Raw genomic sequence first — 16,969 nt, 5'->3', positions numbered from 1 at the left:
ACTGTATCTGCAAAGTTATCATTATCTGTTAATTACCCATTCAACCAGTTACCCATCATTTCCTTCCCATATTCGGTGAGTATAGATTCCGGGTGAAACTGTACGCCGCGCACATCGTATTCTTTGTGCGATAGCGCCATAATGGAATTATCGGTCTCATCAATGGCGGTAACCTGTAAGGTTTCGGGCAGATCATTGCTTACCACCCATGAATGATAACGGCCTACCTTAAAGCTTTCGGGCAGGTTTTTAAACAGCTGCTCGCTCTTGTCGGTCACCTTTATGGGGGTAGCTATGCCGTGCATCGGCTGACTAAGGTTATACAAGCTGCCGCCAAAAACTTCGGCAATGGCCTGCTGACCTAAACACACACCGAAAATGCTTTTAGTTGGCGCGTATTTCTCGATCACATCCAGCAGCAAACCAGCCTCAGATGGAATGCCAGGCCCTGGCGAAAGAATGATCTTATCAAATGCATCCACATCCTCCAACGCAAATTTATCGTTCCTCCAAACCTCGCATTGCAGGCCAAGTTCATTAACCAAATGCACCAGGTTATAGGTGAAAGAATCGTAATTGTCTATTATCAGGATGCCCAAGCCCCCCGGCCCCCTAAAGGGGGAGTTTATCTGTTCGCTCATTTCTATATATCTTAAAGAATGTCTTATCAATTATTTAATTATTCAACCCTTATTCCCCCTTTAGGGGGTTAGGGGGCTCTCTATAACTCTTCCGCCAACTCCACAGCCCTTCTTAATGCTGATATTTTTGTATCCACTTCCCTCAACTCGCTTTCGGCAACCGAGCCGGCAACTATGCCTGCTCCGGCCTGGTAATGCAGCGTATTATTTTTACTGAGGAACGATCGGATCATGATGGCATGGTTAAAATCGCCATTAAAGCCCATAAAGCCGATTGCCCCGCTGTAAAAGCTACGTTTTGTTTTTTCGTTTTCGTCGATGATCTCCATGGCCCGGTATTTCGGCGCGCCGCTTAATGTTCCCGCAGGATACGTATCCGCCACAATTTTGAAAGAGGACACAGCCGGTAACAGTTTACCACTTACGTGCGATACCAAATGGATGAGGTGCGAATAATATTGTACTTCTTTAAACGCCTTCACCTCAACCTGCTCGCAATGCCTGCTCAGGTCGTTACGGGCCAGGTCGACTAACATCACATGCTCGGCTGATTCTTTGGGGTCGGCTTCGAGAGCACGTGCTATTTCGGCATCCTTCACGTCATCGCCGCTGCGTTTAAAGGTGCCCGCGATTGGGAAAATGCTGGCTACTTTATTTTTGATGGTGATCTGTGCCTCTGGCGATGAACCAAAAATCCTGAAATCGCCATAATCAAAATAGAATAAATATGGTGATGGGTTGATGGAGCGCAAAGCCCTGTAAACATTAAACTCATCGCCCTGGAAAGCACGGGAAAATGCCCTTGAAGGCACAATCTGGAAAACATCGCCCCGGTAAATATGCTGCTTCATTTTTTCAACAATGGCAATAAATTCTTCGTCTTTTAGGTTCGATTGCTCGGGGCCATTGCTTTTGAAGCTATACTCGGGGAAGTTTTTGTTTTTGATCAGGTATTCCAGTTTTTCGATACCGCCATTGGTTGGTCCGCCTTCGGCCTGGTTATGGAAAATGTAAAGCTCGTTTTTAAAGTGGTCAACCGCGATGATGTAACGGTAAATATGGTACTGCATCACCGGGATTTGTCGGGTAACATCGTCGCTTTCTTTTAGTTTAATGGTTTCAAAATGTTCAACTGCCTCGTGGGTAAAGTAGCCAAACAAACCATTGGTGATCATTTTTAATGGAAGTGCGTCTGTTTCAAACTTGCCCACAAATTTATTGAGCTCATCTATCAACTCAAACGTACCTGCTTCGCTGGTTTCCTGGCTGCTATCGGGGTATTGTGTTTTAAGGATGCCGTTGTTGAGCACCAGGCCGGCAATGGGTTCGCAAACAATATAGCTCAAACTGTTTTCGCGGCTGTGGTAATCAGAACTTTCCAGCAGCAGCGAATTGGGGAACACATCGCGTAGGCGCAGGTATATGCTTACCGGGGTGGTGGTATCGGCAAGTAGTTTTTTATAGGTGGTTGTTATTTTAAAGTTGCTCATGTTATGTTTTCAAAATTTTATAAATAAAAAAACCCGGCGAATTGGGGTCGCCGGGTTTCCACTTAGGTTTACAATTGATTAGATCATCTCTGACTAAAAACGTATCCGGCTGCCAAATTTAATTGGTGCCACCAGCTGCTTTTATTTGCGTTTTTAATCATCGTGGCCACAAATTTATAAAGAAAAATGAATTATCAAATTTTTTTGAAAGTTTATTTATTGCTAAATCCTATTAGCTACGTGGGATAAGTATGATACCAGCCGAAATAAGTACTAAAGCAATGATATAGAACACAAAAATGGTTTTGTGCCTGGCCTCGGCGGTGGCCGCTTTTTTTGATTTGCTGTGGCCTATGGTAATTAAAACCAGGGCAATGATCATAATAACCCAGTGTTCCACAGTGAAATAGCGGGTTACTTTATTCTTCATGGTTTCGCTGTTAAACTGTACCAGCGGGCTAACAAAATACAGCACTATGCCAATAAGCAATTGTGTATGCGCCGAGATCATGGCAAACAAATTAAGCTTGCGATTGCCGTTGGTATACGGTTTTTTGCCCAACCAGCCAATAAGCGAACCAATAATGGCTGCCACAATAAGTGCCAGCACAATATACCTGAAACCCGAATGAAGATGTTGTAAAAAGCTATAAGCTGTCATGCTATCAAATTTTTTTGTGTGAAGATAAGCAAAACTGGCTTTCAAATATGCTCAACCTAAACAATTGAAAATGTTTTTACACGAATTTGAAGGTGGATTGACAAGCTATTCATTTTTAAATTAATCAATCACCTTTGGTTTATATGTGCCGGCAATTAAAAAAGCGATGCCACTAAAACCCAAAGCTTCAAAAACGCTGGTCCACTCGTTAGCGGTAGATTCACTTACCTTGGTGCCGTTAGCAGTATCATCTTTCGGGTTTTTGAGCAGGGCAGCACTGCGCTTTTGGTTATCCTGTTTTTGGGCTGCAACAGCGCGTGGGATATGCAGCATGATGAGCCATAAAAACAAGGTGATGCCTAACAGGTTGGCTGCCAGCTTTACCTTTATTTTAAACATAATAGCGGCACCTGCGGCAATAAGTGCAACTGCAGCAAAATAAGTCCAGAATAAGGGGAAGCCTGCCCATGCGGGAACGAGTGTTGCCACAAAGGACGGATAAACAAAATGCTCTATCCCGAAAACGATCATGGTAGTAGCAAAAAAGTATGGTCCATAGGGGCGTAGCCTATCGGCTATTGCATCTATACCGCTTACTTTTTCGGTTGGTAGGGATGTGGCCACAACCAAGGCCCCGCCGCAAAAGGCGAGCAGCTTAAATGCATCTCCCCAGCCACCTAAAAACAACAGGTTGGTTTTGATATTATAGGGGATGTGGAAAATTATAATAATCAGTAGCATAAATGCCCCGAGGTAATCGGCCACAACATGTGAGTTGATGCCAAATATAATGGCCGCTGATACCAAAATGAGCATAATGCCTGATATGCACATGCAAAACGTACTTTGCCCAATAAATGCCGGCTCGGGCGGCATGATCACCGGCCTGAAACCGGTGCAGATAAATTGTAAAATTGCGATCGAAACTAACGATACGGCAAAAAATACGCGCCACACTTTGTTATAGGTTTCCATGAAGATTAGGTATAAAGGTTAATTGGATTTATATGCAATTTACAATACAAAAACTAATTTAACCTAATCAACGAAAATATTGTGTATAAGGACTTTATAACTCCCCGTTCAGTTTGTTCAGAAAAAAGCGTTTTAGAAATTTGATCTGTTAATGAATTGATAATCAATACATCGATCTGTAAAATGCTTTGACCATGCCGGCCGGATCGGCAGACAGGTTGATGGCCGATGACGCTGCTATGCCGTAAATTCCGGTTTTGAGTAATTGCTCTACGTCTTTTAGCTGAATGCCGCCCACCGCTATTACAGGAATATCAAGGGCAGCTTTTTCCAATTCGCGGTAGCCGTTGTAGCCTAACAATGGAAAATCGTTCGGTTTGGTATCTGTATGCGCAAACGGACCATAACCACAATAATCTACCACGCCGCTATCCTGCAGTTTTAACAGCACATGTAAATTTGTTGCCGATGCGCCCAGTGTTTTATCCTCACCAATAAAATCACGGATGGCCATAAGATTGGCGTCAAGGTCTTCAATGTGTACGCCCTGTACATCAACTTTATGGATGAGGTGATAATGGTTGGTAACAATCAAAGTAGCGCCCCAGTCGTCACAAATGCCGGCGATATGGTTAATCTCCTCTATTAGTTCATCATCTGATTTGCTAAGACAACGATACTGCACCCAATTGGCCCCGGCGCTGCAAGCTATTTCTACCTGTTCAATATGGGTACGGTCGGGAAGATCCTGGGTGAGGTAATGAAATTTGGAAATGTATTTTTTCATAGTATTAGTCCGAAAGTCGGTAAAGTCCGGAAGTCGATAAGTAAAAGAAGTAATTCTTTCGGACTTACCGACTTCCGGACTTCTTCTCCAGGGAAATTGCTTTTAAAAAGGAGACACCTACGGAGTCAAAAAGACAGATGATTTTAAACCTATAAACACGATACTCCTAACGGAGTTTTAAACTGCACTAAACAGACTCCAGCGGAGTCCCGTGTTTATAGTCCAAATTAGTTCTTAAAACAAGGCTCCGTAGGTGCCTCCTTTTTAGTTTGAAATTTAAAAGCGATTTCCCTGACTTCTTGTCTATTTAATCACCTCGCTGATAACTTTACCCACGTTGCCATCTGGTGCCTGGATATGCAGTAAGGCAGCAATGGTGGCGCTGATATCTGTCATATGCGTTTGGCGGTTAAGGCTGCCGTGTTTAACCCCCCAGCCCATAAATACCAAAGGAATGTGGCTGTCATACGGTGCCCAGGTGCCGTGTGTGGTGCCTGTTGAAGCACGGTCATTAGTGCCATGACCGGTAAAATAACCAGGTTTTAAAATGATTTGTATTACGCCGCTATGCTCGGCATTGTAACCGTTAATGATCATGCTGCGCAAATCATCAGGAATATTAGCCGATTGAATTTTTTGCAGATCAATAGCGTAAGCTACCTGGCTTTGTTTTTGAAGGTAAGCAATACAATCGGCCTTAATAGCATCTTCGCTGATGCCGGCTTTTTTAATAGCTGCATTGTTGAAGTTTACCTGGTAGTTATCCATGCTGATCACTAAATGATCTACCTTGAACTTATCGTTTAGCATGGTGTTCAGTTCCTTTTGGGTATTGCCATCATCCCAGGTACCGGCAGGGATGTTATGGTCTTTTAAAAATGTAGGGTTATGAGCCGCGCCATGATCGGCAGATAAAAATACGGTGTAGTTACCTTTACCTACAGTGGCATCAAGATAAGTAAGAAAGGTGGCAATATCGCGGTCAAGTCTTAAATAAGTATCTTCTATCTCAACCGAGTTTGGCCCAAACTGGTGACCGATGTAATCTGTTGATGAAAGGCTTACCGCTAAAAAGTCGGTAACTGTGTTTTTGCCCAATTGTTCGCTTTCTACAGCAGCTTTAGCCAAATCAAGGGTCATGGAGTTACCGTATGGGGTTGAACGGATCATGCCTATTTTGCCTTTATATAAATCCGATGTTTTGATGGGGAAGGTTGGCGCTTCCATACCGGCAAATTTACCCTCGTACCTTGGGCTGTTATCCGGTGCGCTTTGCAGGTAAGTGTTTATTGGGTAAAGTGTATTCCAGTCCTGTTTCAGGTATTTTTCGGGGATTTTTTGGTCATTGAATTTTTTAACCCAGGCAGGCAGATCATTCATGTAATAGGTACTGGTGATCCAGTTGCCGCTGGCATCATCAAACCAGTAAGCCGCATTGGCTGTATGACCGGCAGGTAAAATTCCACCACGATCTTTTAACGCAATCCCTATAACTTTTGAACGGAAGTTGGTTGCCAGTTTCAACTCATCGGTAACGGTAGTAACCTGCAAATTACGGGGTGACATCTGGCCGGCTTTTGAGGTGCTGCCAACCGCGGTAACAGTACTATCATCAGTACAATAGATAGATTTTCCGGTAGCTTGAATGATAAAATCGTTGCCAACAATACCATGTATTGCAGGGATAGAGCCGGTGTAGATACAGGTATGGCCTGCCGCGGTTACGGTAGGGATATAATCAATGTTGGTGTTATCGCAGGTAAAACCTTCATTCAGCATGCGTTTAAATCCGCCGCTTTGGTAGCGGTCATAGTAGCGGTACAGGTAATCCCAGCGCATTTGATCAACCACCAGGCCTACCACCAATTTAGGGCGGGGGATGGAAGATGAAGCAGCAGGGGCAACAGCTTTTTTATTTTGTGCCGATGCGGAAAGAGTTACCAATGATAAGGAAACAAGCAGCAGATGTTTAAACTTCATTTTAAAGATGATTTTGAATTGGCCAAATATCACTATTGCTGTGTGAACTTTGTGTTAAGTTATAGGTGATTGTTACAAAAACAGCGCATCGGGGTGTTGGTTAGGAGATACGGGGCTTTTTGAAATTGTTAAAATTTGATCCTTTTTAACCGCAAACCTGTGGCATACCGTTTACACCCCTCCCAATCACCTTTTGTACACCTTTCGCGATCCTTTGGTTTACCGTTGATGCACCTTTGAATATCCTTTTTAAACGGCGTGTTTTTTATATGTTACTATAAAACAGATGGTTATGTTTTGTTTTTATTGATTTTGCCTTTTCTTTTTTTCAAGAAACTGCAATAACCGCGCAGAACTAACGCGGCACCGGGATTAAATCAAATTTACAAAAAATGCTAAAATTTTACAAGTTAAAACGGAGGCGGCCGAGGGCTTTATTTTTATATCCAAATTTATACCGAAGTTGCTGTTGCGGGCACTTTTTGTACATCTCACATTAAGGTCAATTTTACCCTGTTTGTTACTGTTGAATTACCGGTTTTTTGGTAAGCCCTTAAAAGCTGTTTAAACACAAAAAAACGCCTGTCATCCTGAGTGATAAAATTTCGCGAAAATCTGAAGAGGAAATGACAATATAAAGCTATGTCATGGGTAGGCACGAAGCAATCGCGAACTGTGCAGATTCGCCCTGTAGAGCATGCGATTGCTTCGTGCCTACCCATGACGCGTTTTATATGTCATTTCCTCCTTCACAGTCTGCGGATTTTATACCTCGCAATGACATGGTGGACTTGTCATGGGTAACGTTTGAAGGATCTATTCTACGCCACGCCTTTTCGCCTTGTAAGTTCGCGAATAGTTGCTATGTGTCTACCCATGACGTTTTGTACTTTACACAAACATTGGCTTTGAACGCGGGCGAAGACTCACCCGGCGAGGCTTCGCCCGTCACCCTCTCTTCACCTGCGGTGGAAAGAGGGGTTTTTGATAGTTAATTAATTGATTACAAGTAATATATATGTACAAAAAAAACTTCAACCCCCTCTTTCCGGCGAAGCCGAAGAGGAGGGTGCCGCGCGTAGCGCTGGCGGGTGAGTCTTTGCCGCCATGCGATCTGCGTCATTGCCACCTTCAGAGTCCCGCGGATTTTATAACTCGCAATGACATAGCTTTATATTGTCATTTCCTCTTCAGATTTTCGTGAAGTTTTGCCACTCATGATAGAAATCGTTTTTAAGCAGCGCTGAATGTTAACAACGCGTGCTGACTGGCCGTATGCAAATCCCGCCATACCTGGTTAATCTCTGTATCCGGGCTGGCGGCTTGCAGGCCGCAGTAGGGATAAAGTTGGTCGACACATTCGCGGGCGGTTTTGGCCAGTTTGCGACTGGTTTGGCTAACTTCCTGCAAATGACTGGCCGGTTGAGTTAGGCAGCTTTGCCAGGAAGCATCAACCGCCAGGTAAAACTCCTGCCGGGCTTGGTTTAGCTGATTGCTTAATCCATTTAGCAAATTTGTTGTGATTTCGTGCTGGATGGTACCCCATCGCTTGCCCGCTTGCTTTTCTTCAAATATGGATTTGCATAGATCAAGGAAATGAACAGCCATCCCCGAGATATTTGCAGCAAGGGTAGCCTCGGCTAATTGTAAAAACGGGTATCGGTATAGGGGCTCATCAATCACCGTAAATTCGGGATCAATTTTAAAACAGCGGTCGGTTTTAACAAAAAGGTTGTTTACCTCGTAAGCGTCGCTGCCGGTAGCCGCCATGCCCATATATTTCCATGCCGGGAAAACCTGCACATCTTTTTTATCAAAAATAAAGGGCAGGATCAGTTCGCTGCCATTGGCATTTAAAACAGGCTCATTTCCGTTTTTAATAATACAGTTGGCGGTTATGTGGGTGGCGTGATGCGCACCGCTGGCGTACTTCCACGTCCCGTTAATGATATAGCCATCATTGGTAATGGTTGCAGTTCCGGTTGAGGCACCGCTACCGGCCAGGCATAAACGCGGGTTGTTTAAAAGTTCGGCCGCAATTTGGGGCGATAAAAAGCCGCCGAACCAACCGGCCCCGCTGCAAAGTGTGACCACCCAACCCAAGCCGCCATTGGCCCAGGCCAGGCTTTCTTCTAATCGTACCATATCGGGCAATGCCAACTGCAAACCCGAATATGCTTTAGGTACCAGGAATTTAAACCAGCCCTGTTCATAAATCAGCGCTAACTGATCAGGGTGCAACGCGCCCATCTGCTCAGCTCCGGCAGCCGTATCGCGGATGGTTTTTACCCAATCGGGCTTTAATAAGTAGGAGGGATGGGTATTAGACATTGTTGGACTTTTGGGATTGTTGGACTATAGGACTTTTAGACAAAGAATAATAGACAAAATTGCTTTCAATTTTAAACAGGATGCGAGATTGATCTCAAATCTCATGTCTCATATCTATTCCTCACTATCCAAATCATCAATTACCTGTTTTAATTCGGCAATGTATTTGCCGTATAGGGTTTTGATGTAGTAATTTGTTATAGCAAGTGTAATAATAAATGAAAAAAGAATAGTTACTAAAATAGCCGCCATACCGGCTACCGAAATGGCATCAGCAGTTAATGCGCGTTGCAGGTAATCGGATACCAGCTTGTCGGAAAACAAGGTTATGGTCAGGATCATGGCCAGGGGCACCACACAAAAATTATAGGCCTTATAAATTTCGGTATTAAGCTCCAGGTCATAGGTAATTTTGCGAATGCCCGCTTTAACTGCCAGGTTATATTGCCCTGCCGACTTATAAAACCTGTAAAACCTGGTATAGAAATACGCGTTGAGGATCATGATGGTGAACAACAAAATACTTGTTACATTTAAAAACAAGGGCCTGGTATGACTAAACGCCAGGTAAGCTATTATTATAGGGTATGCTATGATGGTAGCTATAAATTCCGATTTCATGTTTGCGCGCACTTTATCAATCACCGAAGTTGTTTTGCCACTTATCGCGGTGTTATCGGGCAACTGCATGCCTTTTGGCTCATCGTTGTTCCAGGTGTCTTTTAAATCTTCAATGTTCATCGCTCAGTTTTTTAATAATGTCTTTCAATCTGTTCTTGATCCTGTTGAGGCGTACACGTACATTAACGGTGGTAATACCCAGGTTGGCGGCAATTTCATCATGCGGCTGGTTTTCCATGTACAGGAATATCAACGCTTTTTCAACCTTGTTGAGCTGTTGCACTGCTTTGTAAAACAAGGCCAGCTGCTCTTCTTTTTCGCTGCTGTTACCCCGTTCATCAGCCGGATCGAAATTTAAGGGGATTTGTTCGCTGTCTGGTCGGCGTTTTTCCTTTTTAAAAAAGGCAATGGCGGTATTCAATGCCACCCGGTACATCCACGAACTAAATTTGCTTTCGCCCTTAAATGAATGGAACCCGCGCCATAACTGTAAAATCATTTCCTGTAACAGATCCTCCCGGTCATTAGCATCCTCAAGATAGATCCTGCAGATCTTGAACAGGATGCCCTTGTTTTGGCCAATGAGCTGCATAAAATGGGCTTCTTCAGTATTCACCTTTAAATATAATCGTGTAAATTAATTCATCAACATACAATAAGTACCGGGTTTTGAAAAACGTTACACGTTTTTGGATAAAAGATTTTTGGATGAAGGAGCAAGGACTTTTGGACGCACTAAGCCAAATCATATTTTACTGTTCAAAAGAGGTTAAAGCCCAATACTATTGTTGAAGATTTTATTCACGCAAAGGCGCTAAGGTCGCAAAGGTTTTTTGCTTTGCGATCTTAGAGGCTGTTTAAAAACGAAAGGAAATGTCATTGCTTCGTTTGTTCCTACCCATGATGTATTTTTTAGATGGTTATTTTTAAAATCCCCTCTTGAGAGCTACAGTGTGTACACATCTTTTGCTTTTTAACAAATAAATAAGAAACGTTGTCATTTCGAACGAACCGAGGTAGGATTGCGCGCCGGAGGTGAGGAGAAATCTTGTAAAAGCGAACATCCGGCCATGCAAATTGTAGAAGATTTCTCCTCGCGCCCCACTTTCCCCTGCACATGCTCGTTCGAAATGACATTTTTCTTTAATAAAAGATGTGTATTATAATGACATAGCTTTATTATTGTCATTCCACCTATTGATTAAATCGGGATGGAAACCAGGCCCAGAATAAATCAAAAAAAGAGGCTGATCATACGATCCAGCCTCTTTTTATCAGTTTTGGTATTGTCAGCTTTTTTACCGCTCTTTTGGTATTATCCGCATAAGCTTAAGTAGGACTGATCAATATCCGTCATTTTGGGTTAATACAGGTGCATTTCTATCGATCTCTGATTGCGGTATCGGCCAAAAATCAAAATTGTCTTTATATATGGTTTTGGTAGCCGGGATCAACGGATTTTGTGTAAAGCCATTTAGTTTGCCGGTGGCTAAACCCCACCTGCGCAGGTCAAAATAACGCAGGCCTTCCAATGCAAACTCTACCCTGCGCTCATGCCGTATTTTGGTGCGCATATCTGCCTGTGATAACCCCGCGGGTAATGCCGCCATATTTACACCCGGCCTTGCGCGTACTTCATTAACCTGCTGGTATACACTGGCATCGGGACCAACTGCTTCATTTTGGGCTTCTGCATACATCAACTTGATATCGGCATAACGTAACCAAACATAGTCCTGGTCATCAAGCAAGCCTGGTTGCGGATTAACGATCTTGGGGTCGACCCATTTTTTTGAGGGATAGAAGCCCGCGGTCCAGTTATTCACGCCAGGTTTTCCAACAGTACCGGGAAACGGCCATCCCTGGGCCGGGGTATCGCCAGGGAAAAAGAAAGTCATTTTTTCTCTTGGATCATTGGTTTCATACTCGTTGATCATGTCCTGCGTGCCCTGTAAATCAACATACCCCGGCAATATCAGGATCATGGTAAGTGAATTGGGATGCGGGATAGTTGGCGCCTGGAACTGTACAGAAAACATGATCTCGGGGCTGCTTTGCTGATCTGGCTTGTAAAAGTTTGAAGGGTAATTGTTATTTAAAGAAAACAGGCCGCCGTTAATAACCGCCTTAGCCAAAGCCGCCGCTTCTGTATACCTTTTTTCAAACAACAGCACCCTGATCATTATACCCTGGGCCGACGCCTTCACCACGTGGCCATTGGTATATTTCTGGTCGGGAAGCGATGCGATAGCTTTTGTAAGATCGGCTTCTACCTGTTTTAACACATCTGCCCGCGAAGATTTACTCACCTTAGCTTTAAAATCAGATGTGATTGGGTCGGCAGTTAAAACCGGCACGTTACCATAGGTTTCGGCCAGCAAAAAGTAGTTAAAGCCACGAATAAAATAGGCCTCTCCCTGGTATTGCGTAAGCTTATCGCCGGTTAATACCTTGCCAACATTGGCCAGGAAGGTATTACTTGCTGCAATGCCCTGGTAAGCGTTAATATACAAGCTATGGCTACCATCGGCAATAAAACCGCCGCTGTTAGGGGTTAACCCGGCAATGAGTGCCTGCTGGGCACCGGCCTGGTTGTTCTGTGTATAAGAGTCGTCGCTAAAGTTTTCGTACCACATTGGGGCATACGTAGAAATCTGGCCATTTTGGCCATATAACGTAGCATAAACACCGGTAAGCGCCAGGTCTGCATCGGCGGGTGTTTTCCAAAACGTGGTGTTTGATAATTTATCCGGAGGGGTTAGATCCAGTTTTTTGCAGGACGCTAAACAAGCAACCGCTGCCAAAAATATCATGATATATCTTTTCATTGTTTTTTAGTTAAAATTTAACGGATGCGCCAAATGTGTAAGTACGGTTTTGCGGATAGCCGGCAAAGCCATACCAGGCATCGGGCCTGTTGTTGATATCCTGTCTTTCCGGATCGGCACCCTGTTTAAGCGGGGTGAATAAGGCCAGGTTATCTACAGAAGCGAAAATTCTGATAGATTTAACCCCATTGATCATCCTTGCCGGAAAGGTGTAGCCTAACTGCACATTTTTAATACGCATAAAGCTGGCGCTGTATAAATGATAAGTAGACTGTACGCTGGTAATTTTAGGATAGCCGTAAAAACCCATGTAAATTTTAGGCATCGTGGTTGATGGATTTTGAGGTGTCCAGCGGTTTAGCCAGTCGGTTGTTGGGGCTGCACCTTGCGCGAAGGGATCAACACCCCATTTGTATAAATACAGCTTGTTGCCATATGATCCATATAGCTGTACACTGGCATCAAAATTACCATAAGTAGCACCCATAGTATAAGAGTACTCAAACTTAGGATATTGACCCGGCTGAATGCTGCGGTCTTTGGCATCAACCTTACCATCACCATTGATATCTTTATACTTGATATCGCCGGGAGTGGGAACACCGCCCAATGAAGATTGATCTGGCGATTTGTCGATTTCGGCCTGGTTTTGGAAAATACCATCCATGGTATACAGGTAAAACGAGTTGATAGGATATCCATTTTGCATAATGGTTTGCTGGTCGGGCCCGCCAATTTCCGGTGCGCCAAATGATACCAGCTTATTGCGGTATGCCTGGAAATTAGCCGTTGCATAATAGCTGATCTTTTCATTGAGACGGCCCTGGTAGTGCAGGCTAAATTCAACACCTTTATTGCTAACCGCGCCATTGTTTACAATTGGCGCGTTAACGCCAAGGGCCAATGGTACCTGCGATTGACGTAAAATATCATAGGTGTATTTATTAAACCAATCAAACGTAAAGGTAAGCTTGTTGTTAAACGCGGTAAAATCGACACCAATATCGGTCATCCTTGCCGATTCCCAGGTGAGGTTTGGGTCAACCAATTGATTTGCCTGGAAACCGTTTGTTATAGTGCCGTTAAAGGCATAAGCGCTTTGTAACAATGCCGACTGATAAGGATAGGTACCTATGTTTTGGTTACCCAGCTTACCCCATGAACCGCGGATCTTTAAATCGTTTATCCAGCTTACATCTTTCAGGAAGCTTTCCTGTGATACCCGCCAGCCTGCCGAAAATGACTCATAGAGTTTCCAGCGCGAATCTTTAGGCAGGCGCGATGATCCATCATACCTTACACTGGCTCCTAAAAGGTATTTATCACTAAAGCTATAATTGGCGTTGCCATAATAGGAGTTTACTACCCATTCGGCAGATGTACCGCCGTTGGTCGCCCCGTTTAGCGATCCGGCATCAATTTCTGATAGCTCATTGGTTGGATAATTAGTACGAAACGCGTTGATATCGCTGACGTTATCAACTTCCTGCTGTGCGCCACCAAGAATGGTAAGGTCATGCCTGCCAAATGATTTATGAAAATTCAACTGGCTGTACACCGTGGAGTGGATATCGTCATTTTCGGTTGAGGTCATACCGGGCGTACCAACATCCGCGTTGCGGTAGTAAGAAAGATCGCTGTACAGGTACTCGGGTATTACGGGCCTGAAGGTTTTGTTTTTGTCGACATTGAAACTTAAACCGACGCGGTTTTCCCACTTCAGGGCATCCGTGATCTTTACATCCAGCGAAATATTTCCCTGGCCATAATAATTGGGGTTATGCGTTAATATGGTTGACGTTAATACCGGGTTTTTATTACCAAGCTCTTTATCGTAAGCCTTGGTTATCCAAAGGCCATCGGCTGTTTGGGCCGGGTATAAAGGCGATTGTGCCAGGGTTGAAATGTACAGATCCGTGGCGTTGTCGTTAGGAAATGCCCTATCGCCATAGCGGATCTGGAAATTGGTACCCAGGGTAACCCTTTTATTTACCTTCGAGCTAAGGCCCAGGTCGAGCGTATATTTTTTATAATCAAACCCTTTCATGGTGCCCGGCTGATCTGTGAAACCCAAACCCAGGCTGTAAGTAGTATTATCGTTACCGCCGGATAGGTTTAAATAATGATTTTGCACGGTAGCTGTGCTAAACATGTCTTTAAGCCAGTCGTGGTTTGGGTACTTTACCCTGTCTGTAGCATTTTGATAAAGATCAATCTGGGCTTGCGTATAAATGGGCGCGTTGCCTGAATTTGCCTCTGCCTCGTTCAGCAATGACATATACGTAGCCGAATTGGTGATCAGTTTAGGCAGCCTGGTGGGCGTGGCAAAACCTATATTGTAATTATAGGACAACTGGAAACCACCTACAGCTCCCTTTTTAGTTTTAATGACCAATACGCCGTTTGCACCTCTTGAACCATAAATTGTTGCGGCTGCCGCATCTTTTAAAACCGTTGCCGATTCAATATCATTTGGATTGATAATGCTCAGATCGCCCGGCAATCCATCTACAATAACCAAAGGATCGGTTCCGGCACTACTAAAAGTACCAACACCCCTGATGCGCAATTGAACCTTTTCGTTACCGGGCTCTGCCGAATTTTGTACAACCGATAAACCCGGTAGCTGGCCCTGCAACAGCGAAGATGGATCTGTGGCAACTCTTTTTGTCATCTCCTCGCCTTTTACAGATACGATAGCGCTGGTGAGGGTATGCTTGCTTTGTGTGCTGTACCCTGTTACTACAACTTCGTTCAGGGCCTTTTTATCTTCTGCCAGGATAACATTAATCTGCGTTTTATCGCCTACAACTATTTCCTGTTTAACAAAACCAACAAAGCTAAAAGTAAGCACAGCGTTTCCATCGGGCACGTTGATGCTGTAGGTGCCGTCGGCAGCGCTAATGGTACCTGTACCTGTTCCTTTAACCTGGATATTTACGCCAGGGAAAGGCGCCCCCGTATTATCAGTAATTTTACCTTTAACAGAAAAGGCATTAACAGCCACCACGTCGGGTTTTTCTTTTATAGTTATCGTTTTTTTGTGGATAAGATAAATCAATGGCTGATCTGAAAATATCTTATCTAATGCCTGTGTTACAGTAACATTTTTTAATGATAATGATACAGGTGCCGCCGTTTTGATTAAATGCGAGCTATAGATAAAATCATAGCCACTTTGCTGTTGTAATGTAAAAAGCACATCTTCCAGGGGCATTTTTTGTACCTCAAGGCTTACCTTTTGCGCGTAAGTGGCTGCACTAACCTGCATCATAGCCAGCAGGATCAAAGCAAAGGTTAATTTCATGATCCGGATAAATTTTAAATGGGCATGATTATGCCACCTGAACTTTGATTCAGTAAATATTTTATACATTTGAATGTTAGGTTTAATTAATAAAAGGTTGTCTCACAATCGATAAGTTACCTGGCTTTATTACCGGGGGCGGTCGAAACGCTCCTGGTATATTTTCCAGATAACCGTTATTTAAATAAGAGTTACTTCATAACGATTATCCTCCTTCCGTCAATTTTAAAATGTACCAATCCTGTTAATTCAAGTCCGTTAAGGAGTTCGTTAATGTCTTTATCTTTAGCATAAGTACCCCCAAAAGTTTTGCTGGTTGGTGTGCCTTTGTATTCCACCTCCACATCATACCAGCGGGCCATCTGTTTCATAATATCGCGAATGCTATTTTCCCTGAAAAGAAAATAACCCATTTTCCAGGCGATAGCCTGGTTTACATTTACCGTTTTGGTGATTATGTTATCCCCGGTAGCTGTCACAATACCTTGTTGGCCCGGTACCAGCATGGCAGAGGAAGTGCCTTTACTTAGGTTTACAGAGCCTTCCAGCAAGGTGGTTTTTACTTCATCATCATCGGTATAGGCCGCTACGTTAAAGTGTGTGCCCAATACCTTTACCTTTACATTATCGGTGTGTACAATAAATGGATGTTTTTTATTTTTAGCTACCTCAAAATAGGCCTCGCCTTTTAGGGTAACGTTGCGCTCCTGGCCATTAAAAGCAACGGGATAAGTAAGTGATGATTGTGAATTTAGCCATACATTGGTTCCGTCGGGCAGCATAACGGCATATTGGCCTCCCCTGGGTGTGGCAATGGTGTTCAACGCGGCTGCTCCCGCATTTGCATCCTTCCCGGTATAAGCAATCAGGCCGTTTTTCATTTTTTTGATCTCCGTTTTTCCGGATTTGGCCAGCACCCCATTTTTAGCATCGTCTAAAACAATGCTCGTTCCGTTTGATAAGGTAAGGATAGCCGTATTTTTACCCGGCAGGATGGGTTTGCTGCTGTTTTGCTTTTTAATGGCTGTAAACTGCAGGGGTTTCTCTGGCTTTAGCAGTAGTTTGCCAAGGGTAAGTGTTAACAGCAATACAGCGGCAGCATACCACCACCATGTTGGCTTGATCCGCCTGATTTTAACTGGTGTTACCGACTCGTCGATCCGTGTGTAAGTGGCCCGGCGCAACAATCGGTCGCTGTCAGTTAACTTGCTGTTTTGTACATCTTGCTGCATTTCAAATGCGTCCTGGTACTCCATCAGTCGCTTTTCTTCATCAGGGGTACATCCGCCCGATAAGAATTTTTCATATAACAGTATATATTCTTCTGGTGTCATTTAATTGGTTTGGC

At 43.8% G+C, this 16,969-nt stretch carries 12 protein-coding genes; all 12 read right to left on the bottom strand.

Annotated elements, in window-relative coordinates:
- Window positions 1–32 precede the first annotated feature (32 nt).
- The 12 genes from FHS10_RS13770 to FHS10_RS13715 all read right to left on the bottom strand — a co-directional run bounded on the left by FHS10_RS13770 (window position 33) and on the right by FHS10_RS13715 (window position 16,955).
- Entirely contained in the window at window positions 33–641 is a 609-nt protein-coding gene (locus FHS10_RS13770; RefSeq protein WP_259091546.1) for an anthranilate synthase component II, read from the bottom strand.
- Between the two features lie 80 nt (window positions 642–721).
- Entirely contained in the window at window positions 722–2,131 is a 1,410-nt protein-coding gene (locus tag FHS10_RS13765) for an anthranilate synthase component I family protein (RefSeq protein ID WP_259091545.1), read from the bottom strand.
- 232 nt (window positions 2,132–2,363) lie between these two features.
- Window positions 2,364–2,792, bottom strand: coding sequence for a cytochrome B (locus tag FHS10_RS13760; protein ID WP_259091544.1), 429 nt, complete (start codon window positions 2,790–2,792; stop codon window positions 2,364–2,366).
- Between the two features lie 120 nt (window positions 2,793–2,912).
- On the bottom strand, window positions 2,913–3,767 hold the full coding sequence (locus tag FHS10_RS13755; protein WP_259091543.1) for a DoxX-related protein: 855 nt from the start codon (window positions 3,765–3,767) through the stop codon (window positions 2,913–2,915).
- A 163-nt stretch (window positions 3,768–3,930) separates the two neighbouring features.
- Complete coding sequence (locus FHS10_RS13750) at window positions 3,931–4,554, bottom strand: thiamine phosphate synthase (protein WP_259091542.1); 624 nt, start codon at window positions 4,552–4,554, stop codon at window positions 3,931–3,933.
- Window positions 4,555–4,857: 303 nt separating this feature from the next.
- A complete protein-coding gene (gene pafA / locus FHS10_RS13745; RefSeq protein WP_259091541.1) occupies window positions 4,858–6,534 on the bottom strand; it encodes an alkaline phosphatase PafA in 1,677 nt (558 codons plus the stop codon).
- Window positions 6,535–7,767: 1,233 nt separating this feature from the next.
- Window positions 7,768–8,865 (bottom strand): acyl-CoA dehydrogenase family protein, encoded by a 1,098-nt coding sequence (locus FHS10_RS13740; protein ID WP_259091540.1) that lies wholly within the window; start codon window positions 8,863–8,865, stop codon window positions 7,768–7,770.
- Window positions 8,866–8,979: 114 nt separating this feature from the next.
- Complete coding sequence (locus tag FHS10_RS13735; protein ID WP_259091539.1) at window positions 8,980–9,606, bottom strand: hypothetical protein; 627 nt, start codon at window positions 9,604–9,606, stop codon at window positions 8,980–8,982.
- Entirely contained in the window at window positions 9,596–10,102 is a 507-nt protein-coding gene (locus FHS10_RS13730; protein WP_259091538.1) for an RNA polymerase sigma factor, read from the bottom strand. The genes FHS10_RS13735 and FHS10_RS13730 overlap by 11 nt, the downstream gene beginning before the upstream one ends.
- Before the next feature lie 727 nt (window positions 10,103–10,829).
- The gene (locus FHS10_RS13725) at window positions 10,830–12,314 is read right to left on the bottom strand and encodes a RagB/SusD family nutrient uptake outer membrane protein (RefSeq protein ID WP_259091537.1); all 1,485 of its coding nucleotides are present in this window, start codon (window positions 12,312–12,314) and stop codon (window positions 10,830–10,832) included.
- 10 nt (window positions 12,315–12,324) lie between these two features.
- Window positions 12,325–15,621, bottom strand: coding sequence for a TonB-dependent receptor (locus tag FHS10_RS13720; RefSeq protein WP_259091536.1), 3,297 nt, complete (start codon window positions 15,619–15,621; stop codon window positions 12,325–12,327).
- 191 nt (window positions 15,622–15,812) lie between these two features.
- A complete protein-coding gene (locus FHS10_RS13715; RefSeq protein WP_259091535.1) occupies window positions 15,813–16,955 on the bottom strand; it encodes a FecR family protein in 1,143 nt (380 codons plus the stop codon).
- Window positions 16,956–16,969 lie beyond the last annotated feature (14 nt).

It is taken from the genome of Mucilaginibacter dorajii (genome assembly GCF_024808255.1).
Lineage (GTDB): Bacteria > Bacteroidota > Bacteroidia > Sphingobacteriales > Sphingobacteriaceae > Mucilaginibacter > Mucilaginibacter dorajii.
The sequence above is the reverse complement of the archived record's forward strand: the minus strand, read 5'-3'. Positions and strand labels throughout refer to the sequence as shown.